Below are 21,354 nucleotides of genomic sequence, written 5' to 3' on the forward strand. Positions count from 1 at the left end.
ATTTTGGCGGCAGGATTTCACAATTTTGGGCACCAACTTCAGGAATGTGGCACATTTGCGATTCGCTTTTGAAGCGTGACGATGTTCTGATTTCCTTCCCGTTTGTAATGCATAGAATCGACATAGTTTCGGACAAGGTGAATTCCCAAACCGCCGATTCGCCGCTCCTCCAGTGGCACATCGAGGTCCGGTTCCGGAATATGTGTAGGATCGAAGGGGCGTCCATCATCGGTTATTTCTAAAACCAGCAGATTCTCTTGCAAGGAAAGATCGATTTGAACGTCGTGTTCAGCAGAATCCTCGTATCCATACTTGATCACATTCGTGATCAGCTCTTCCAGGCAAAGATCGATCACGAATACAGTATCCGCAGGCAATTGATTCTGTTTGCAGAAATTCATGACAGCGTCACGAAGTTTCGCCATCTCAGCAAGGTCATTCTTTATTTGCACGCGCATCCCAATTGATTGTAAACATGTGCCCGATTGTTGTATAGAGTAACTATGGAAATTCTCATTTTCGAACGAAACGATGGAAAGGTGCCGGTAACAATTATCGAAATCCATGGCGACGTCGATACCATGACTTTCAGCGAACTGGAAAAAAAGGGCGAAGAAATCTACAAACAGGGCGCGCGGAGAATCATTCTGGATTTATCGGATGCGCGGCACATCAGCAGCGCAGGATTACGCGCCATTCACACGATCTTCAATCTTTTGCGAAGCGACTATCCCCCGGAAAGCGACAAAGCTTTGGGAGAAAGACTCGCAGACAAGAATTTTAGATCCAACGTACTGAAACTTGTAAAGCCGAACGAAAACGTCCGGCAGATTCTGACCACTTCCGGATACGATCGCTTTCTTGAATTGCACGATGATCTTGATCATGCGGTCCAGTCGTTTGTGCCTTAGCCGTCTGGATCCAACTCCTCCAGTCTCCGGCACACGAATTTTCTCTCCGGCTCCGTCTTCACCAATTGCAGCGTGCGTTGATAATACGAACGCGCTTTTTCCGTTTCACCCAACCGGGCATACATTTCCGCAAAAGCCGCAGGCAGCAAATGGTACTCCTTCAGCAAAGGATTATTCTGAATCTTTTCCAATTCGCGCAGGCCGGCTTCCGGTCCATTCAGCATCAGAATGGCAACCGCCCGGTTCAGGTAAAGGACGGGCGAAGGATCCATCTCCATGAGCGCATCATAGAAATCAAGAATCTTCTTCCAGTCCGTCGCATCATATTGAGCTGCTACGGCATGGCACGATGCTATTCCAGCCTCCAGATGATACCGGCTCAGTTCTTCTCCGCCGGCAGAGCGATCCAGATGATAGAAACCGCGCGAAATCATCTTCTGGTCCCACGCGGAACGATCTTGTTCGGCTAACAAAAAGAGATTGCCCGCCTCATCCGCCCTGGCACTCAGTCTGGAAGATTGAAAATAAAGGAGCGCCAGAAGCGCGTGTGTCTCCGGCTGGTTGCCGGCAGGATGGTCTACTAATATTGTAGCGAGGCGGATTGCTTCTGCGCAGAGATCTTTCCGGACAAGATCCTCTCCTGCTGTTGCGGAATAGCCTTCGTTAAACATTAGATAGATCACCTGCAAGACCGCATCGAGCCGCTGCATCAGCTCCTTTTCCGGTGGAATTTCAAACCGGATGTCCTCTTCGCGTATCTTTCTTTTGGCCCGCACAATTCTTTGCGCAATTGTCGTCTCCGAAGTCAGGAAAGCCCGCGCGATCTCGGACGTATGAAAACCGCAAAGCGTCTTTAGAATCAATACAACCTGCACTTCACCGGAGAATGTCGGATGGCAGCAAGTGAAAATCAATGTCAGCTGTTCATCCTGAAATGGTTCTGGCTGCAAGAAGGCTTCGTTTGAAAAACGTTCTTCAAGTTGGCGGATGATCTCAGGTTCTTTCTCATGAAAACTTGTTCTTCTTCGCAGAATATCGAAAGCCTGGTTTTTAGCGGCCTGTAAGATCCAACCGGAAGGATTCGCGGGAATGCCGGAAAAAGGCCATTGCTGCAACGCCTTTACCAGCGTTTCCTGAACAACATCTTCTGCTACATCGATATTCTTCAATCCGAGTACGTGCACAAGCACCGATAGAATCTGAGCGGCTTTATGACGAAAGAGGTGCGCAACCAGCTCGCGCACCTCCTGTTGTGGGGTTTCCATATCAATGTGGATTGATTTCCCGAAGCTCAATTTCGCCTTCGTAATCCAGATGTGGACAACCGCGCGAGATTTCCACGGCATCGTCATAATCGCGCGCTTCGATCAGGAAAAACCCGCCGACAGATTCTTTTGTTTCGGTATAGGGTCCATCGAGCACCTTATTCTTCTCCCTTCGTAAAACCCGCCCGGTTGGTTTCAATTCCTCTCCGCCGCGATGACGGCCCTGCTCCCGCAGTTTGTTCGCCCAACCGATATAACGTTCCACAATCTCCTGCATTGCCTCCGGAGAGTAGTTATCGAACTTTCCACTTTTCAAAAGAAGCATGTACGTTGCCATTTTCAGTTCCTCCTTGTACCGGTAAGACGAACGGGAGCCCAAGATTTCGACATTTTTCACCGCAGAGAACGCGGAGAGCGCGGAGGAAAGAAAATCCGATTTTTCTCTGCGTTCTCAGCGTCCTCTGCGGTGAAATCAAATGTATTTTTTGCGGAGCATTTCTGCGGTGGATTCATCCATTTGATCTTTGCGGCGAACGTCTTGAAAGCGCGCGAGCAGATCCTCCACTTTCAACCGCTTCTTTTCCGCTCCCTGGAAATCGTGAATCATCCTTCCTTTATGCATCATGATCAGACGGTCCCCGAGACTCACGGCTTGAAGCATCGAATGTGTCACCATCAAGGTTGTCAACTTTTGCTCAGAAATAATTTCCTGACTGAGCTGGATCACTTGATCGGCGCTTTTGGGATCGAGAGCCGCGGTATGTTCATCCAGCAAAAGAAGCTCGGGCCGTACCCACGTGGCCATCAAAAGCGTCAACGCCTGGCGCTGGCCACCGGAAAGAGTGCCGATTGAATTGTCCAGACGGTTTTCCAGGCCCATGTTCAGTTTGCGAACACGCTCTTTGAACTGTGTCCTCAGCAAACTGGCTAGAGCCCAACTCAAACCGCGCGGAAAGCCGCGCTTTGCCGCAAGCGCAAGATTCTCTTCAATCGACATATTGGGCGCCGTGCCGGTAAAAGGATTTTGAAAAACCCGTCCGATCATCTTTGCTCTACGATGTTCCGGCCAATTCGTGATGTTTCTTCCACCTAAATGAATTGCACCTTCCTCAATGGGGAACGTGCCTGCAACAGCATTGAGTAAAGTCGATTTGCCGGAGCCATTGGTTCCAATAATGATCACAAAAGAACCTTTCTCCAAAACAAAATCCACACAACGCAAAGCCGGCACTTCATTAGCGGTTCCCGGATAAAAAGTCTTAGATACTTTTTGTACTTCCAGCATGTTTCTTGAGCTTCCCCAGCAATTGCGGCAAGATCAGAGCGATGAAAACAAAGATGGCGGTGATCAATTTCAGATCGTTTGGATTGAGTCCCCACCGCAACGCAATCGCCACCAGTAACCGGAACAAAACGGAACCCATCACTGCCCCTGCAATCGTATAACCCAAACGATGACTCCCCACAAGCGCTTCGCCAATGATTACACTGGCAAGTGCAAGAACAACGATACCGATTCCCATTTGCACGTCCGCAAAACCCTGATATTGAGCGAGCAAAGCGCCGGAGAGGCCGATAAAACCGTTTGAAATTCCCAGACCCAGTACGATCATGTGATTTACATTCACACCGAGAGCTTTCATCATCTGGGGATTATCTCCTGTGGCTCTCATTGCAGTGCCGAGATTTGTACGCATAAAAAGAAACAGAATTCCACCCATGAACAGGGCCACCAGAAACGCAAACAGCAAAACAAAAGCATCCCGGATGGAGATTTCCCAGCCGGCGATCATAATACCAATCCCACCGGGCAACAGAGCCTGTCCAACTTTTTCACAATAAGTGGCCATCGTGGTTTCTGTGAGCAACGGTACATTGCTTTTACCCATCACGCGAAGATTAACGGAATAAAGCGCGGTCATCACAAGGATTCCAGCAAGCAAACCATTGATCTTGAAACGAGTGTGCAGGACCCCCGTCGTAATTCCTGCCAGAAAACCACCGGCGAAGCCGGCCCCGCTCGCGAACCATGGATTGAATCCGTGAACGAGCAGGATCGCGGCGATCGCGGCGCCAAAAGTGATTGAACCTTCAGCAGTGATATCGGGAAAACTGAAAATCCGGAAACTGATGAGGACGCCGATTGCCAGCAATGACAGGATTAGTCCCATCGTAATAGCCCCGACCAATAGTGTCATCGTTCTTCCAAAAATTCTGTTATCGGGCTGACCCAACACGCGCCGCGAACAAATTCACTTTCGCCGACTCCGCTAATTTCACGGTCATCCTGAATCAGATGAAGTACGCCTTCCACTCGATTCGATTCAAAGAGCCGGCTGACGGTTTCCGCCATATCGATCCTTCCTTTCTTTAACGGTGAGTAAGGAAATGCTGCAGCATGAAAATGACCTGCAACTTTCTCTGTCTGATCCATCCATCTCAAAATGGAAGCGGCCTCCCGGCCTTTGGTGATGACGCCACAAACGAGTGTGAGAGACTTCGCGTGAGCTCGTTCTGCTGTAAACGATAGCCACTCGACCGTATCCGGATAATGATAGGGAGCTGAAGCGGAAACGGATCCAACAGGCGGTTTCGATAAAGCGGCTCCCACAAGACCTGCAGTTTCAGAAACGATCACCATCGCCAGCGATTCCTTTTTTGTAAATTCAAGCGCGAAAGAAACGATTTCCGACAACTTGACCGAACCGGACTCCCCGCGGGCTTGAAAACGGACAAGGTTTCGCCAGTTCCCCTCACAAAAGAGACCGTACAGGATAGTCAGCTCCGGCACGAATTTACCGGAGGAGACAAGATAATCGGCAACGTTCGTTCCATCGGTCGGAAGATAGACAGCCGTGCCTGAAACGGCCAGGAATTCACCGAAACGATCGCGGCATTCTTGATAACCGCCGCCGAACGCGCCCAATCCCAGACCGAACGTTGATGGCGACAACGCAACTTTGCGCGCATGCGATTCGTCATAACGGCAACCTTCCAGCAGAGATGGGTCACCGAGAATTTTGCAACGCAAAACTGCGCTCTCCTTTAACGAGAAGAATTCATACGTGGCATTCCCGCGCTCCAGTAATTTTCCTGGCATCTGCAGGGCAGAGGTTACCGCTTCGGCAGGGCTCAAGAATTGCAGTAAGCCGGCCAGATCCAGAACTGCGCGTGCCGGTTCCGATATACGAACAACAATCAGTGAACCCTGGATTGCTTTCAACTGCTGATAGAAATTCAGCAAAACGCGAATGCCGGCTGAACTAATATAAGTCAGATCGGACAAATCCAACCGAACATGATGAATGCCTGCACGGATCGCTGAACCGACCTCACCGGATAAATGGTCTGACCAGTATGCATCCAGTCTTCCATCGATCTTAAACTCAACTACATCGCCTTTTTGTTGCTTCCGTATTTCCATATTTATTGAACCGCCAAGGCGCCAATAAATGAATTTATTTTAACTTGGCGACTTGGCGTCTTGGCGGTTAATTCTCATTCTCCTATTATTTTTTCTGCGCGTTTCAAAATCGTCTCGGGAATTTTCAATCCACATTGAGCGGCTGCTTTCTGATTTACGAGCAACCGGGTTGTCCGCAGCGGTTGAAAAGGAATCTTCGCAGGACTTTCACCGCGCATAATTCGCGTCGCAATTTCAGCCGCGTCCAGTCCTCCATCATAATAATCCCGTGCCACCACAATGGAAGCGCCTTCATAAGCCTGATTAGTTTGAAAAGCAAAAATCGGAAGCCGGGAACGTTGAGAAGCTTGAACAAGACTCGGAAAAGCAAATGCAGTTAAGTTTCCTGCAATCTGACAGACGGCATCGATCCGCTGGCTCATCAATGACAAAGAAGCATCGGAGACATCGCCGCTTGTATTCGCTGGAACTGTGATCAGCTGCATGCCCGACTTTGAGGCGGCCTTTGCTGTCTGCTCCATGTTGTATACCGAATTGATTTCGGATGGCACAAAGAGCGTTCCAATCCTTTTTGCATGGGGCATGGATTCACGAATCACAGCAACCAGTTCCTCATAAGCGCTTGTTGTCAGCACACCAGTCACGTTCGGGAGGTGATCTTCATTCGATTTACCGGCCCCGGCGGCAACAGCGCTGGCAACAAGTGTAAAGACGATGGGACGTTTTCCTGCGCGTTTGATCGCAGCCTGCAACGTGGGAGTGGACATCGTCATCAGGAGATCAGCTCCTTCTGAAACTGCGCTGTCTATCATCGTGCTTAGAGTCACCATATCTCCCTGCGCGTTGCGAACCTTCAACGTGTAATCGCGACCTTCCATCAATCCTGCTTTTTTGAAACCATCTCGAATTCCTTTCTCCGAATCTTCTACATCTAATATGTTCGAATACTCCACGAGTTGAATATTCCACTTCTTGCTGAGAGATCGTTCTTTAACTTTTTCGCCGATGATTTCATCCGCGCTGTTGACCAGAGCATCCGGCAGTGTATAACCATTTTCTTTTGCCACTTTCGTATTTACTGCGATTGTCACTGTTCGAGCCGGCTGAAGCGGAATGGATGCGGGACTCTCCCCGCGCATGATCCGTACTGCAAGCAATGCTGCCTCGCGTCCGCTGTCGAAATGATCGTTTGACACGCTGATCAATGCCCCCTGACGCGCCTGAAATGTGCTGAAACAAAAAAGTGGAATTTTTGACTTTCGCGCTGCAAGCACAATGCTCGGAAAGCCCGCAGAAGATGCGTTGTCACCAATCTGGCAGAAGACATCAATTCCGCGACCAATTAGAGATGCTGCGGCTTCAGAAATCTCCACGCTGGAATTCACAGGAAGCACAACGAGCTCCAGTCCGTTTTTCTGAACAAGAGTAGTAAACAGATCCTTTACATAAACTGAGTTCGCTTCCCCGGGCGAAAAGAGCGTACCGATTCGACGTGCCTTCGGAAAACATTCACGGATCACATCAATCATCTTTTGAAAGGGACTGCTGACATAGACTCCGGTCATGTTTGGTGTGTGATCCTGATCATTCTTCGACCCACCCCAACTGGATGGGTTCACAGCGAGGCTAAAAACAATGGGTTTGTTCTTGATTTTGTTCACTGCGGTTTGAAGAGCCGGTGTAGTAATCGTAAAAATCATATCGGTTTTTTCAACCGCAGCGGTGTCCAGAATGCTGTTCAGAGTGGGCATGTCGCCCTGAGCATTCCGGACTACGACTTCAAAATCCTGACCCTCAACAAGCCCTGATTGTCTTAACCCTTCCATCATCCCTTGATGCGCTTCCTCCATCGGAGGAGCTTCCACCAGCAAAGTCAGGAGAATTCTCCATTTCTTAGTGGGTTCCGAAGAAGATTTACGATGATGCAGGTCGGATAGAAGGAGGACGGAGGATGCGATGGTGATGAGAATCAGTCCAAGCAGTAAACGTTTGATAACGGACCACATGGGAGGAGTGATTGTATCACGTGTATAATTTCCTTTCCCGATGAAATCGATCAAGGATTGGAGCCTTCTCACAAAAATCCTGCTCAGCGCATTGTTCACCCTCTTATTGATCGCTGTTCCTGAAATTTTGCTGGAGACACATTACTGGAAGAAAAGCTATCGAAGTACAGAAATCAGACGTCTGGCGTACAGCATTCAAATCGAAATGCTAAAGGCGTTGAGATCGGAAAAGGAGGCCCGATTGGACGACCTTTCTTCAGCGGAATTTTTGCAAAGAGGAGTGAGCCCGAATGTGAGAAAGCACCAGGCATCCATGAAAGCCATGAACAGTTACCTTGCCGAGTTGAGGGCTTTCGCGCGGCCGGGTGAAGTGAACGTGGGAGCGTTACAAAATCTTGTAAATACCTACGAAGAGACATTTACACGGCTTTTGCAAGCGGTCCGGTCCGGAACTTCTCAGCAGGAACAGGAAGAGCTCCTTCGAATCATGCAACAAGCTTCCGAGGGTGTCGAACCGATTATGGAAAAGGTGGTTCGTTCCGCGGTAGAAGAATCCAATCAGTCTCATGAAGATTTTCGCCTTGCAACATTTCTGGTAACCGGAATTTCCCTAACGCTTGGCATCTTTCTTTTTTATACGCTGTCAAAATCCATTACCAGGCCGGTCACCAGTTTGAAAGAGGCGTTACTGGAAGTCGGTAAAGGAAATCTGAACAGCAGTTTCAAAATCGATTCACGCGATGAGATCGGAACGCTTGCCCGTACTTTCCGCGATATGTCTTCTAACTTATTAGAACTTTTGAAAGGTGTGCGGACATCCGGGATTCAGGTGACCTCATCTTCGACGCATATTGCCGCCGCGGCCAGACAACTGGAAGCAACCGTGAATGAACAGGCGGCTTCCACGACCCACGTGGTTGCCACAGCGCGACAAATCTCGTCAACTTCCCACGAACTGACAAACACAATGCAGGAAGTTCGTTCCGTAACAGACGATACGGGCATTCTGATCGAAACAGGACAGACCGGTCTGGCACAAATGAAAATGACCATGCGTGATCTCGTGAAAAGCACCGGCATGATCTCTTCCCGCCTTGCGTTGCTCCGTGAAAAGGCCGACAAAATCAATGGAGTGGTAAAAACGATCACAAAAATCGCTGATCAAACCAACCTTCTTTCGCTGAACGCAGCGATTGAATCGGAGAAAGCGGGCGAAGCCGGACCGGGATTTGCGGTGGTTGCTTCAGAAATCCGCAGGCTCGCAGATCAAACATCGGTCTCCGCTTTGGAAATTGAACGAATGGTGAGAGAGATGCACAACGCTGTGAATGCAGGCGTCTCCGGCGTCGAACAGTTCTCCGAAAAAGTGCAAACGGGAGTTGAAAGTATTGACACTGTCGGCATCCAACTTTCCCGCATCATCCAGCAAGTCCACACACTGGCTCCCCGCTTTGATGCTGTTACCGAATCGATGAAGGAGCAAACCATTGGAGCAGAACAGATCACCGAGTCCATGATGCAGCTTAATGATTCCGCCCAGCAGACGGCGCAATCGGTGCGCGAGCTGAATGAAATCACAGATCGACTCAATCAAGCGGCAAAATCCTTGCAAACCGAAGTCTCCCGCTTCAGAACCGCAGAATCATGAAAATGAAAGACTCATATGTTCCGTAAGATACTGACCGTACTTTTGGTACTGATGGTGGGTTTCGCAGTATGGTGGCAGTTCCTTCGAAAAAAGGAAGGGTCAACGATCAAACTCGGTGTTCTTCATTCCCTGACCGGAACCATGGCGATCAGCGAAAGATCGATGGTAGACGCGGTAAACATGGCGGTAGAGGAAATCAACGACCGGGGTGGAATTTCAGGGCGAAAGATCCAGACAATTATTGCCGATGGGCGTTCCGATTGGCCCACTTTTGCGCGCGAAGCAGAGCGTCTCATTCTTGAAGAAAAAGTGAGCACAATTTTGGGATGCTGGACTTCCGCTAGCCGCAAGAGTGTAAAAGAGATTGTTGAGAAACACAATCATCTTTTGATCTACCCGCTTCAGTACGAAGGACTAGAGGATTCTCCCAACATCATTTATACAGGCGCAGCCCCCAATCAACAGATCATCCCGGCTGTGAAATGGTGTCTGGATCATCTCGGCAAGAAATTCTTTCTGGTGGGCTCGGATTATGTTTTCCCGCGCACTGCCAATGCAATGATTCGGGATCAGCTGAATTCGCTGCAAGGGCAGGTCGTGGGTGAGGAATATTTAGTCCTGGGAAGCAAAAATGTGGATGGAATCGTTAACAAGATAGTGCAAGCCGGCCCTGATGTGATCTTGAATACGATCAATGGTGACAGCAATATCGCTTTCTTCCGTGCCTTGCGTAACGCGGGCATTTCTTCCGATCGAATACCAATCATGTCCTTCAGCATCGCAGAGGAAGAACTGCGTAGCATGAATATCCAGGACACCGTAGGTGATTATGCAACCTGGAATTATTTTCAAAGCCTGAACAACGCCAAAAATCGTGAATTCGTTAAAAGGTTTAAGGGCCGTTACGGCGACACGCGGGTTACCGCTGATCCGATTGAGACAGCGTATTTCAGTGTCTATCTCTGGGCACAGGCGGTCGAAGAAGGAGAAAGTGACAATGTGAGCAGCATTCGCAAGAGAATCACTGATCAAAGTTATAAAGCTCCCGGAGGAATTGTTTACGTCGATGGTACGACGCGACATACCTGGAAGCCGGTGCGCATCGGCAGAATCCGGGAAGATGGTCAGCTTGATACGGTCTGGAGCTCGGAGCATTCGGTAAGACCGATTCCCTTTCCGGCATATCGATCGCGAGTGCAATGGGAGAATTTTTTGGACCATCTTTATCGGGGCTGGGGAAGAAAATGGGGGAAATGAATCGTCTTCGCGCGGCGCGTCGATGCGTCTTTCGCGTCGCTTGGTTGAAAAAGTATGTGGCGTAATCTAACGAAAAGATCGATTGCTTCAAAGCTTGTATTCTGGTTTCTTGTGATTGCGCTGGTACCGCTCACAGTTATTCTTTATCTGACCTACAGCATCTCAAAGAAATCTGTAACAGAAGCGCTGCGCGACCATCTTCTTACAATCGCTAATAACAAAGTCAGTCAAGTTGCATTCTTTGCGTCCGAGCGAAATAAGGACGTCACGACACTGGCAACGACGCCCGATATCCTCCGGACCTTTAGAAGATTTCAGGCAAGCAGCCCGGATTCAATAGAAACGATGCTGGGCGAAGTGCGTCCCTTCTTCCAGGCCTACGCTACTACCTACGGTTACAATGATCTCATTTTGATTTCCAATGCCGGCAATATTCTCTTTTGCCTCCAATGCGGATCCCTTGCCGGAGCCAATCTCTACGATCCCAATCTTCGAGCTTCTGAGCTGGCTGGAGTCTTTGATCGCGCCAAAACACTTCTGGAAACCGAGTTCTCGGATTTTGAGTATGACACGGAGAACGAAGCAGCCGTCGCTTATATCGCCGCTCCTGTTTTTACCGATGGAATCATTCAGGGTGTCGTCGTTCTCCAAATGGATAACCGGCTCATTTCTAATATTGTAGAGGACTACACAGGTCTGGGAGACACAGGGGAAACCGTGCTGGGGACGCTCATAGGAAACGAAGTCCTTTTCGTGGCCCCCACCCGGTACCGTCCGGACGCCGCGTTTCAGTACCGTATACCGATCGGGCTCGGCAGAGACGTGCCCATTGTCAAAGCCTCAGAAGGAGAGCGCGGGGATGGAATCCTGCTGGATTACCGGAGCAAGGAAGTGATGGGGGTTTGGCGCTATCTGCCTTATTTCCACTGGGGAATGGTCGTCAAAATGGATACTGGCGAATTCTTTGCGCCTTTAACATACCAGCGAAACCTGATGTTGTTTTGTGGAATCGTCGTTCTACTGTTTGTTCTACTTCTTGCCTTGACAATCGCATCCTCCCTTTCTAAGCCGGTTGTTCAGCTCACGGAAATCGCTCGCACCGTTTCAGATGGAGATCTCACTGTAAAGCTTACCGCCGAAGAAAAAGCGCAGGATGAAGTGAGCATACTGGCCCGCGGATTCTCCAGGATGACCGGGAGTCTATTACGATTGATCAGCGGTGTAAAAGATTCCGGCTCGGAGGTAAGTTCTTCTTCCAGTCAGATTGCAGCCGCCGCCCGTCAGCTGGAGGCAACTGTAAACGAACAGGCAGCATCCACGAATGAAGTGGTTGCCACGAGCAAACAGATTTCTACCACATCTCAAGATCTTGTACGTACGATTACTGATGTTGCACAGGAATCCATCAGGACCACGACGCTCGTGGAATCCGGACGCTCGGGATTGGAAGAAATGGAATCGGCGATGCAAAAACTTGTGACTGCAACCAGTTCGATTTCGGCCAAACTGCAAACGTTGAATGAAAAAGCGGCGGTAATCAGCACAGTCGTAACTACCATCAATACTGTCGCTGACCAGACCAACCTCCTCTCCTTGAACGCCGCAATTGAAGCGGAAAAAGCGGGAGATGCCGGACTCGGGTTCGGCGTGGTCGCTTCGGAAATCCGCCGGCTGGCCGATCAAACCGGTTACGCAACGATGGACATTGAGCAAATCGTCAAAGAGATGCAGAGTGCCGTCGATGCAGGTGTCACAAGCGTCCAATCATTCACACAGGAAGTTCATAAGGGTGTGGATAAGGTTCAAAAAGTGAGCCGCGAGTTTTCGCTTATTATTGAACGCGTTCAAGCGTTAACGCCTCAATATGAACAGGTAAGACAGGGAATCCTTTCGCAAAATGTGGCAGCCGAGCAAATCAGTGAAGCCATGGTTCATTTGAGTGATGCCGCTCACTACACGGCAGAATCCGTCCGGTCGTTGAATCAAATTACAAACCAGCTCAACTCGGCTTCGTCAACGCTCAAAGAAGAAGTGGAACGATTTAAAGTATGAAACAAAGTAGCGCGGGCGTCCCGCCCGCAAGCTCCGCGGACGAGACGTCCGCGCCACATTCCGTGACTGACATTGTTCCGGAGATCGAATCTTATCTGCGGGATTCGGTTGGATTGGATCCGGATTCCACTCCCCGAATGATCGGTCGGGCGGTCGACCGGATCCTATCGGAGAAACGGATCGATGACGCTGCGTGCTATCTGGAAATCTTGAAAAGCTCGGAAGCCGAATTCGACTACTTACTGGAGCAAGTGCTCGTTCCCGAAACCTGGTTCTTTCGCTATCCGGAGGCGTACCATTATTTGAAACGCTGGGTTCAGGATCAAACATCACGGAAGAATCGATTGCGAATCCTGAGCGTGCCCTGCTCTACGGGCGAAGAACCATACTCAATTGCGATGACACTTTTGGATGCCGGTCTTTTGCCTGAACAATTCGTAATCGACGGAGCTGATATCAACGCTAGAGCGCTCGACAAAGCGCGAACCGGAACTTATACACCGAATTCGTTTCGTGGTTTCTTTCTCACGCATCAGGACAGGTATTTTGAAAAGCATCAGCAAGATTTTCAGCTAAAGAAAAATATTCTGTCGATGGTGAATTTTTGTCTCTGGAATGTTCATCAAGAACCTCCGGCAGTATTGAAAACAAGATACGATATTATTTTTTGCCGCAATCTCTTCATCTATTTTCACGCAGAGGCGCAAAACAAAATGATGCTGACCTTGAGACGGCTTCTGGACGAGGATGGCTTACTGTTTACCGGACATGCGGAAGCAGGTCCCTTCCTAAGCCCGTTATTTCGCCCGATCACTCCTTTAAACGCGTTTGTGCATCGCAAAAGCTTAATCATGGATCGTAATCTTGATCGTGATCGTAATCGCAATCGAAATTCATGATCGATAGAACCATGATTAAGATCACGATTATGATCCACGATTAACTATGGAGCCGGCTAAGAATTACATAAAGGAATGGAGCGCCCGTCTTGCTCGCGAAAAGGAAGCAAGGCAGAAGAACACATTCTCCGCGGTAGTGATTCGCTTTGGAAACATCTGGCTCGCGCTGCCTGCTCCGATCGTCCGAGAAATCGTTGATCTTCGCAAGGTGCACAAAATTCCTCATCGCACGGATGAGCTTCTGCTTGGGATCGTTAACATACATGGAATGCTTCATCTATGTGTTGATCTTCGTAACTTGCTGGGACTTGAACCGGATTCAGAAAGAAGATTAGCGCGGATTTACTCCCGAATGGTGGTTGTGGAGAAAGATGCAAAGTCATGGGTTTTTGTCGTGGACGAGGTGGTCGCTTTGCATCGATTTCCTCCCAATCAAGTTGTTCCGCTCAAAGATGCAGGACGAACATCGCGTGGAATCCTGGAATGGCAAGGAAGAACTTTCGACGTTCTGGACGAAAATCTTTTGTTTCAAAAATTGGAGCAGGGGTTAGAGTGAATCAGGACAACGATCTGAGCAATTTTTCAATGCTGGATTTGTTTCGCACCGAAGTGGAAAACCAGGTGTCGATTCTGAATGAAGGATTGCTGGCACTCGAAAAGGATCCTGCGTCAACCAAAGTTCTTGAATCGTTGATGAGAGCGGCTCATTCGCTGAAAGGAGCCGCAAGAATTGTCCAGATCGATCCCGCAGTGAAGGTTGCGCATGCGCTGGAAGATTGTTTTGTAGCTGCGCAAAAAGGAAAGATTGTACTCAGGCCGGAACAGATGGACGTTGTCTTGCAGGGAATCGATTTCTTGAACCGGATCAGACTTCTCAAAGAACAGGAACTACCCTCCTGGATCCAAGAACAAGGTGCCGAAACGGATTCGCTTGTTGCACGAATTGTTGATCTGGCCAGCGGCAAAGCGGAACGTCCGGTAGAGCCGGCCGCGCCGAAGGTAGAGGTTGCCAGGGATTCAGATCCTCGAACCGTGCGCGTTCAGGCAGAAAACTTAAACCGGCTACTGGCATATGCAGCCGAAACTTCTGTTGCCGCAAGCACTCTCCAGACATTCGTGGAGTCTTTGAGATTATTGAAAAATCAGCAGAAGGAATTGATGAACGAAGTCACTCTCTTTCAGGGAATGTCAAAAGAGCCGGGCAGTAAAGCGTTTGCGGAGGAATTGCTTCGACAGGCGGAAGAAATTCACCGGAACATCGGCCTTCGCTATTCCGAATTAGAAACTTATTCGCGCCGGGCTGTGAACATCACAAAACGCCTGTATCGTGAAGTGCTGGACAGCAGAATGCGGCCTTTCCGTGACGGCGTTGAAGGCTTTCCGCGAATGGTGCGCGATGCCAGCCGGAAACTCGGCAAGAAGGTGCGATTTGAGATCGCGGGAAAATCAACCAAGGTTGATCGCGACATTCTAGAAAAACTGGAAGCTCCACTGAATCATCTTCTACGCAACGCGATCGATCACGGAATTGAAACGCCTGAAGAACGAATCGCAGCCGGAAAACCGGAAGAAGCAACGCTTTTGCTGGAAGCATCTCACAAAGGCGGAGTCCTTCACATTCAGATATCAGAGGATGGACGCGGCGTTGATTTTTCACGGTTGCGGCAGAAATTGTTAGACAAAAAACTCGTGACTGTGGAAATGATGGATCGGCTCTCGGAAAAGGAGATGTTGGAGTTCCTGTTCCTTCCTGGATTTTCCACAACTGATCAGGTCACGGAATTATCAGGCCGGGGAGTGGGACTGGATATTGTTTATAACATGGTGCGCGAAGTTGGCGGGCTGGTGCAGGCGTTTTCCCGGCAGGGTGAAGGTATGACCATTCATATGCAGCTTCCCATCACGCTTTCTATTCTTCGCGCGTTAATCGTTGAAATTTCCGGTGAATTGTATGCGTTTCCACTTTCAAGGATCGATAAAACGCTGATCATTTCAATCGATGAATTGGAAAAGGCGGAGAACGAGCAATTTCTACCATACAATGATGAGAGAATACGGCTTGTTCCCGCTACAGAAATTCTCGAACTGAACCCCGTAAAAATCGACGGAAGCGTTTCCGTGGTTCTTGTGAGCGATGCATTGAGCCGTTATGGCATTGTGGTAGATCGATTTCGTATGCAGAAGGATCTTGTGGTGCGGCCCATCGATGCAAGACTCGGAAAAGTGAAGGACCTTCATGGAGCATCCATTCTTGAAGATGGCTCTCCCGTTTTGATTCTGGATGTTCAAGATATGCTCCGCAGCATCGATCAGCTGCTGCTTGAAGCATCGGAAGTTTCGGGAGATGCGGAAACAGAGACCTCGCAAAAGCGGATTCTGGTGGTGGAAGACTCGCTAACGGTCCGTGAACTGGAACGGAAACTTCTCAAGAGCCACGGGTATGCAGTAGAAGTAGCAGTCGATGGAATGGATGGATGGAATGCTCTCAAGACCGGGAGTTATGCTCTCGTGGTCACCGATTTGGACATGCCGCGCCTGAATGGAACCGAATTAATCAAACGGATCCGCGCAGACGCAAAACTCCAGCAGATACCGGTGGTGATGGTCTCCTACAAAGAACGCGAAGAAGAGAAACAGGCCGCTTTGCAGGCAGGAGCGAATAGATTTCTGTCGAAAACAAGTTTTCATGACAAAACGTTCCTGAACGCAATCATTGAATTGATTGGAGAAGCCTGAAATGCGGATTGCGATCGTCAATGACATGCCTCTTGCTGTCGAAGCCCTGCGCAGAGTTGTCTCTACTGTGCAACGCTTTGAGATCGCATGGATTGCATATGACGGCGCGCAAGCGGTCAGTAAATGCGCTGCGGATACTCCGGATCTCATTTTAATGGACCTGATCATGCCGGTTCTCGATGGTGTGGAAGCCACGAAGCAGATCATGCAGAATTCGCCTTGCGCAATTCTGGTTGTCACTGCAACCGTAAGCGGGAATGCTTCTAAAGTATTCGCTGCGATGGGATTTGGGGCCCTCGATGCTGTGAATACACCGGTTCTGGGAACCGCGGGTGGATTGGAAGGCGCGAACAATCTGCTATCAAAAATCGACACCATTGCAAAGTTGATAGGAAAACATCCCTGGAAGGATTTGAAATCTTCGGGGGCCTTTGCGGCAGCGCGTCAGGAAGTGAAACAAACTCTTGTCGCGATTGCGGCCTCCACAGGCGGGCCGCTCGCAGTAGCGAAAATTTTGCGTAAGCTGCCGAAGGACTTTTCTGCGCCGATTGTGATTGTTCAACATGTCGACGCGGAGTTTGCGCCAGGATTGGCGGAATGGTTAACGGATGAAACATCGCTGCCGGTAAAACTGGTTCGCGCTTACGACAAGCCGGACAAACATCAGGTCCTGCTGGCAGCAACCAATGAACATTTAATCCTGGCGGCTTCTGGAAATCTGATTTACACGAGCGAGCCAAAAGAGCATCCGTACCGCCCTTCGGCTGATGTATTCTTCCGCAGTCTTGTGGAAAACTGGAAAGGTTATGGCGCCGCGGTCCTACTCACCGGAATGGGTCGCGATGGCGCAGAAGGATTGTTGAGACTCCGGAAAAGCGGCTGGATGACCATTGCTCAAGACAAAGAGACGAGTATTGTTTATGGAATGCCCAAAGCGGCGGCAGAACTAAAAGCAGCAGAAAAAATTCTTCCGGACGACGAAATCGCTGCTGCACTTTTGGAATGGCTTCATTTAACGCAGAGACGCAGAGACGCGGAGTTATAATTTTTTTCTCTGCGATCTCTGCGCCTCTGCGTTAAAAAGGAGGGATGTAATGGAAAATGAAACGCCGATGACGGAGCATAGTATCACTGTGCTGCTTGTCGATGATCAGGCAATGATTGGTGAAGCCGTAAGGCGAATGCTTTCTGGCGAGAAAGACATTTCGTTCCACTTTTGCAACGACCCCACGAAAGCTCTTGATACCGCTCTCAGCGTTTCACCCACCGTAATCCTGCAGGATCTGGTTATGCCGGAAGTAGACGGTCTGACTCTGGTCCGGCAATTTCGGGCTCAGGAACAAACCAGGGACATTCCCATGATTGTGCTCTCCACAAAAGAGGAACCTGTCATTAAAGCGGAAGCTTTCGCACTGGGAGCCAACGATTACCTGGTAAAACTGCCGGATAAAATTGAATTGATTGCCAGGATCCGGTATCACTCGCGGGCTTATATCAATCTTCTTCAGCGCAACGAAGCTTATCAGGCACTCTTTCGCAGCCAGCAGAGGCTCGCAGCGGAACTTGCAGAAGCCGCTGAATATGTCAAATCTTTGCTTCCTGCACGCATGGAAGGGCAGATTCAAACCGATTGGATGTTTATTCCTTCTACACAATTAGGAGGCGATTCTTTCGGATATCACTGGATTGATGAGAATCATTTTGCGATTTACTTGCTGGACGTTTGCGGCCACGGTGTAGGAGCGGCGTTGCTTTCCGTATCTGTCATCAATGTAGTGCGGTCCCAATCTTTGCCGGATACAAATTTCCGTGAGCCCGCGCAGGTGCTGGCGGGGCTCAACGAAGCATTTCCCATGGCAAACAACAACCGGATGTATTTCACAATGTGGTACGGGGTGTACGATAAATCCGGCCGCAAGCTGACTTATGCGAGCGGAGGTCATCCGCCGGCAGTAATTCTGAACGGAGCAGACCGCGCCTCGGCGCGGCCGGTCCAACTTTCGACACCCTGTCTTGTTGTCGGCGCCATGTCAGGCATTCCCTACAAGAGCGCATCGCTGGACCTGGAACCTTACGCTGAAATGTTCCTCTACAGTGATGGTGTCTATGAAGTTAACAAACCGGATGGCACCATGCTGGAACGGGATGAATTCATCGCAAAACTTTCGGAGCCGGTTCAGCAAGATACCGCGCTGAAACAGATCTTCCAGTTCGTTCGCGATTTGCAAAACTCGGATAATTTCGAAGACGATTTTTCCATCCTACAAGTCCGTTTTTAGTAAAACCGCCAAGGCGCCAAGTCGTTCGGAGGTGACAGTCTCGTCCCGTTTTCGAACAATCGAACTTCGCATTGCCGTCGAGGCTGATGGTACAGGCTTTGCTGTAGGACCTGTTGAACTGGTGGTGGCAGAGTATTGTCCAGAAATTCGGATTTGAACTTCTTCGAGCAGGAGAATTTGTGTGTAGGCAACGTTCTATGTGTCCAGCAAATGCTCTGCTCCATCCTTAGGGTGCAGAGCATTTGCTCCAAGGAAAATTATTCGTGCTATCGCAGGCATCATCGCGATAACAAGCCCATGCACGAACATTGGCAAATGCTCTGCCACTACCATTTGAATCAAGGCGGAGTCTAACCAGACATGAATGGAATCTTGCAAGATTTTCGTTACGGTTTTCGGATGCTCAAAAAGAATCCGGGGTTTACCTGGATTGCAATTGTAATCCTCGCTCTTGGAATTGGCGCCAATAGCGCAATCTTTAGCATCGTCCATGCCGTTCTTTTAAAAGACTTGCCTTATACGGATCCTGAAACGCTGGTTGTGGTCTGGGGAACGGAGAAAAGCGGGATTCTGAACTTGCGAAATCAGGTATCTGCAACGGACATTGCCGATTACCGCGCGCAAAACAAAAGTTTTGACGAAATCAGCACTTTCACAGGGTGGCGTCCGATTATTTCGGGCGCAGGCAACGGAGTGGAACGCGTTCCTGCAATGCAGGTGGGTGACGGTTATTTCAAAGCGTTGAAAGCAGAACCCGTTCTGGGCCGTGTGTTCCGGCCGGAGGAACAAAACGAAGGAAAAGACTTCGTTGTTGTTCTCAGTCATGGTTTATGGCAACGCAAATTTGGAAGTGATCCGAACATCATCGGTAAAACCGTCAAACTGAATTTGCGTGTTTACACAATCGTTGGAGTTCTCAAACCTGAAGTGCATTCCTTGCCTACAACATTGATCGATTCAAAGGCTGAGTTGTACCGTCCCGTTGCCGAACCGTATGATCAGACTCAGCGCGGCGCAAGACACCTGCGCGCAATCGGACGTTTAAAAAAAGGTGTTTCTATTTCCGAAGCGCAGGCGGAGATGAACGCCATCGCGTCGCGTTTGGAGAAACAATATCCCGATGACAACACCGCTCGTGGAATTAATGTTGTCAACATATCGGAGGATACTGTAGGAAATCTTCGCACGTCCTTATTTCTATTGACCGGCGCAGCAGGATTGGTTTTGTTGATCGCTTGCGCGAATCTCGCCAATCTGCTCCTCGCCCGCGCCGCGACGCGTCACCGGGAAATTGCTGTCCGAACGTCCCTCGGCGCTCCGCGGTGGCGCCTCGTGCGCCAGCTTTTAGCCGAGAGCGCCTTTCTAACCGTAGCCGGCGGAATCTGCGGAATCCTTCTCGCCTATTGGGGCATGGATGCAATCAAAAACGTCGGCGCCGAAATCATTCCCCAAATTGAAAACACGCAATTAAACTCTCAGGTCATCACTTTTACCGTTGTGACCTCTTTGATTGCAGGTCTTCTGTTTGGACTTGCGCCTGCATTTCAAATTTCAAGATTTGATTTAACGGAAGCGTTAAAAGAAGGTGGGCGTGGTGGAACAAGCGGGCGTTTTCAAGGACGCATGCGGAACACATTGGTTGGTGCTGAGGTCGCATTGGCGCTGCTGTTGCTGGCGGGAGCCGGATTGTTGATTCAGAGTGTCGCGCGATTGTATCAGGTGGATCCGGGATTTAAGACTTCCAACGTCTTAACGATGAACGTGTGGCTTCCCGGTTTCAAATATGAAGAAGAGCTGAAGCGCACAAAGTTTTTTCATCGAATGATTGAAAGGATGGAACGTTTACCAGGAGTCGTGGCTGCGGGCACAACGACCGTTTTGCCGCTCAGCTCCGCTTTTGATGGGCGAACCATAGCAGTTGATGGACAACCCCGCGCAGCAGCCGATCAGCCATCTGCGGACATGTATGTGGTCACGCCCCGCTACACGGAAGCGATGCAGATTCCTTTGGTCGCCGGCCGTTATTTGACGATGAATGATTCTGAAACAGCGCCGCTCGCTGTTCTTGTAAGTGAATCGATGTCAAAACAATTATGGAAAGACCAGAATCCAATCGGCAAGCGAATCCGTCTTTACCACGGTCCTGGTCCTGATGAGGAAACTCCGTGGCGGACGGTTGTAGGACTGGTGCGCGACGTCAAACAGTATGGACTGGATACAGATTCCCCGATGCAGTTTTATATTCCGCAGGCTCAGTTCCATGCGATTTACGTAACGCTGGTGATACGCTATTCCGACCGAAACATGGTGGATTCACTCATTCGAAATGTTCGGAAGGAAATATTGAGTCTCGATCCGGAACTTCCAGTGTTCAAAATTGCCACATTGGAGGAAGTGTTAAAAGAAAGCATTGCAGTACGGCGCTTATCGATGATGCTTTTCGGTGGATTTGCGCTGCTCGCATTGTGTCTTGCGATGGCAGGAATTTATGGTGTCGTTTCTTATCTTACTGCGCGCCGCACACAGGAGATTGGAATCCGAATGACTCTGGGGGCGCAGAAAAAAGATGTGATTCAGCTCGTGTTAAATCAGGGCATGCTTCCAGCGATCGTTGGCGCGGCTGCAGGTCTGGCCGGCGCAATAGGATTCAGTCGATTGATGACAAAACTTCTTTACGAGGTCCGGCCCGGAGATCCACTCACATTGGTGGTTGTTACCATGGCGATTCTGGCCGTTACCGCTCTCGCTTGCTATATTCCCGCAGTACGCGCATCGAAAGTCGATCCGCTGGTTTCATTGAGATATGAATAACCGTAGTGGCAGAGCATTTGCCACCTTAAACATACAATGCTTTCGATAGAAGCATGATTCAACTAA

At 49.6% G+C, this 21,354-nt stretch carries 17 protein-coding genes; 10 read left to right on the top strand and 7 right to left on the bottom strand.

The annotated features are described in order from the left end of the window. Positions 1-38: 38 nt before the first annotated feature. Complete coding sequence (locus L0156_03550; protein MCI0602063.1) at positions 39-452, bottom strand: ATP-binding protein; 414 nt, start codon at positions 450-452, stop codon at positions 39-41. Positions 453-503: 51 nt separating this feature from the next. Here L0156_03550 and L0156_03555 point away from each other — a divergent pair, with 51 nt between their 5' ends. Continuing rightward, a complete protein-coding gene (locus tag L0156_03555) occupies positions 504-911 on the top strand; it encodes an STAS domain-containing protein (GenBank protein MCI0602064.1) in 408 nt (135 codons plus the stop codon). On the opposite strand, the gene L0156_03560 is transcribed toward L0156_03555, so the two are convergent. The 6 genes from L0156_03560 to L0156_03585 form a co-directional block, all read right to left on the bottom strand. Next, positions 908-2,176, bottom strand: coding sequence for a sigma-70 family RNA polymerase sigma factor (locus tag L0156_03560; GenBank protein MCI0602065.1), 1,269 nt, complete (start codon positions 2,174-2,176; stop codon positions 908-910). The two genes, L0156_03555 and L0156_03560, sit on opposite strands and share 4 nt — an antisense overlap. A 1-nt stretch (position 2,177) precedes the next feature. After that, complete coding sequence (locus L0156_03565) at positions 2,178-2,513, bottom strand: YciI family protein (protein MCI0602066.1); 336 nt, start codon at positions 2,511-2,513, stop codon at positions 2,178-2,180. Between the two features lie 135 nt (positions 2,514-2,648). After that, positions 2,649-3,461: an ATP-binding cassette domain-containing protein gene (locus L0156_03570; GenBank protein ID MCI0602067.1), complete on the bottom strand. Its 813-nt coding sequence runs from the start codon at positions 3,459-3,461 to the stop codon at positions 2,649-2,651. Further along, complete coding sequence (locus L0156_03575; protein ID MCI0602068.1) at positions 3,436-4,374, bottom strand: ABC transporter permease; 939 nt, start codon at positions 4,372-4,374, stop codon at positions 3,436-3,438. Before L0156_03575 ends, L0156_03570 begins: the two co-directional genes overlap by 26 nt. Beyond that, positions 4,371-5,600 carry an STAS domain-containing protein gene (locus L0156_03580; GenBank protein ID MCI0602069.1) on the bottom strand — a complete coding sequence of 410 codons (1,230 nt, stop codon included), beginning with the start codon at positions 5,598-5,600 and terminating at the stop codon, positions 4,371-4,373. The genes L0156_03575 and L0156_03580 overlap by 4 nt, the downstream gene beginning before the upstream one ends. A 74-nt stretch (positions 5,601-5,674) precedes the next feature. Further along, complete coding sequence (locus L0156_03585; protein MCI0602070.1) at positions 5,675-7,678, bottom strand: ABC transporter substrate-binding protein; 2,004 nt, start codon at positions 7,676-7,678, stop codon at positions 5,675-5,677. Between L0156_03585 and L0156_03590 the strand changes: the two genes are divergently transcribed. The 9 genes from L0156_03590 (at position 7,647) to L0156_03630 (ending at position 21,288) form a co-directional block, all read left to right on the top strand. After that, positions 7,647-9,254: a methyl-accepting chemotaxis protein gene (locus L0156_03590; GenBank protein MCI0602071.1), complete on the top strand. Its 1,608-nt coding sequence runs from the start codon at positions 7,647-7,649 to the stop codon at positions 9,252-9,254. The two genes, L0156_03585 and L0156_03590, sit on opposite strands and share 32 nt — an antisense overlap. A 15-nt stretch (positions 9,255-9,269) precedes the next feature. Then, the gene (gene urtA / locus L0156_03595; protein ID MCI0602072.1) at positions 9,270-10,511 is read left to right on the top strand and encodes an urea ABC transporter substrate-binding protein; all 1,242 of its coding nucleotides are present in this window, start codon (positions 9,270-9,272) and stop codon (positions 10,509-10,511) included. A gap of 54 nt (positions 10,512-10,565) precedes the next feature. Continuing rightward, positions 10,566-12,563 carry a methyl-accepting chemotaxis protein gene (locus L0156_03600; protein ID MCI0602073.1) on the top strand — a complete coding sequence of 666 codons (1,998 nt, stop codon included), beginning with the start codon at positions 10,566-10,568 and terminating at the stop codon, positions 12,561-12,563. Continuing rightward, positions 12,560-13,462: a protein-glutamate O-methyltransferase CheR gene (locus tag L0156_03605; GenBank protein MCI0602074.1), complete on the top strand. Its 903-nt coding sequence runs from the start codon at positions 12,560-12,562 to the stop codon at positions 13,460-13,462. Before L0156_03600 ends, L0156_03605 begins: the two co-directional genes overlap by 4 nt. 46 nt (positions 13,463-13,508) lie before the next feature. Continuing rightward, on the top strand, positions 13,509-14,018 hold the full coding sequence (locus L0156_03610) for a chemotaxis protein CheW (protein ID MCI0602075.1): 510 nt from the start codon (positions 13,509-13,511) through the stop codon (positions 14,016-14,018). After that, entirely contained in the window at positions 14,015-16,198 is a 2,184-nt protein-coding gene (locus L0156_03615) for a hybrid sensor histidine kinase/response regulator (GenBank protein MCI0602076.1), read from the top strand. The genes L0156_03610 and L0156_03615 overlap by 4 nt, the downstream gene beginning before the upstream one ends. Position 16,199: 1 nt before the next feature. Then, entirely contained in the window at positions 16,200-17,243 is a 1,044-nt protein-coding gene (locus L0156_03620; GenBank protein ID MCI0602077.1) for a chemotaxis response regulator protein-glutamate methylesterase, read from the top strand. Between the two features lie 49 nt (positions 17,244-17,292). Further along, positions 17,293-18,477 carry a SpoIIE family protein phosphatase gene (locus L0156_03625; GenBank protein ID MCI0602078.1) on the top strand — a complete coding sequence of 395 codons (1,185 nt, stop codon included), beginning with the start codon at positions 17,293-17,295 and terminating at the stop codon, positions 18,475-18,477. Between the two features lie 360 nt (positions 18,478-18,837). Further along, positions 18,838-21,288: an ABC transporter permease gene (locus L0156_03630; protein MCI0602079.1), complete on the top strand. Its 2,451-nt coding sequence runs from the start codon at positions 18,838-18,840 to the stop codon at positions 21,286-21,288. Positions 21,289-21,354 lie beyond the last annotated feature (66 nt).

The organism is bacterium, from assembly GCA_022616075.1.
Taxonomy (GTDB): Bacteria; Acidobacteriota; HRBIN11; order JAKEFK01; family JAKEFK01; genus JAKEFK01.

Bases quoted from the DNA above. Each gene is read 5' to 3' on its own strand.
- L0156_03555 (MCI0602064.1), top strand. From the start codon at position 504: ATGGAAATTCTCATTTTCGAACGAAACGATGGAAAGGTGCCGGTAACA.
- L0156_03560 (MCI0602065.1), bottom strand. From the start codon at position 2,176: ATGGAAACCCCACAACAGGAGGTGCGCGAGCTGGTTGCGCACCTCTTT.
- L0156_03565 (MCI0602066.1), bottom strand. From the start codon at position 2,513: ATGGCAACGTACATGCTTCTTTTGAAAAGTGGAAAGTTCGATAACTAC.
- L0156_03570 (MCI0602067.1), bottom strand. From the start codon at position 3,461: ATGCTGGAAGTACAAAAAGTATCTAAGACTTTTTATCCGGGAACCGCT.
- L0156_03575 (MCI0602068.1), bottom strand. From the start codon at position 4,374: ATGACACTATTGGTCGGGGCTATTACGATGGGACTAATCCTGTCATTG.
- L0156_03580 (MCI0602069.1), bottom strand. From the start codon at position 5,600: ATGGAAATACGGAAGCAACAAAAAGGCGATGTAGTTGAGTTTAAGATC.
- L0156_03590 (MCI0602071.1), top strand. From the start codon at position 7,647: ATGAAATCGATCAAGGATTGGAGCCTTCTCACAAAAATCCTGCTCAGC.
- urtA (MCI0602072.1), top strand. From the start codon at position 9,270: ATGTTCCGTAAGATACTGACCGTACTTTTGGTACTGATGGTGGGTTTC.
- L0156_03600 (MCI0602073.1), top strand. From the start codon at position 10,566: ATGTGGCGTAATCTAACGAAAAGATCGATTGCTTCAAAGCTTGTATTC.
- L0156_03605 (MCI0602074.1), top strand. From the start codon at position 12,560: ATGAAACAAAGTAGCGCGGGCGTCCCGCCCGCAAGCTCCGCGGACGAG.
- L0156_03610 (MCI0602075.1), top strand. From the start codon at position 13,509: ATGGAGCCGGCTAAGAATTACATAAAGGAATGGAGCGCCCGTCTTGCT.
- L0156_03620 (MCI0602077.1), top strand. From the start codon at position 16,200: ATGCGGATTGCGATCGTCAATGACATGCCTCTTGCTGTCGAAGCCCTG.
- L0156_03625 (MCI0602078.1), top strand. From the start codon at position 17,293: ATGGAAAATGAAACGCCGATGACGGAGCATAGTATCACTGTGCTGCTT.
- L0156_03630 (MCI0602079.1), top strand. From the start codon at position 18,838: ATGAATGGAATCTTGCAAGATTTTCGTTACGGTTTTCGGATGCTCAAA.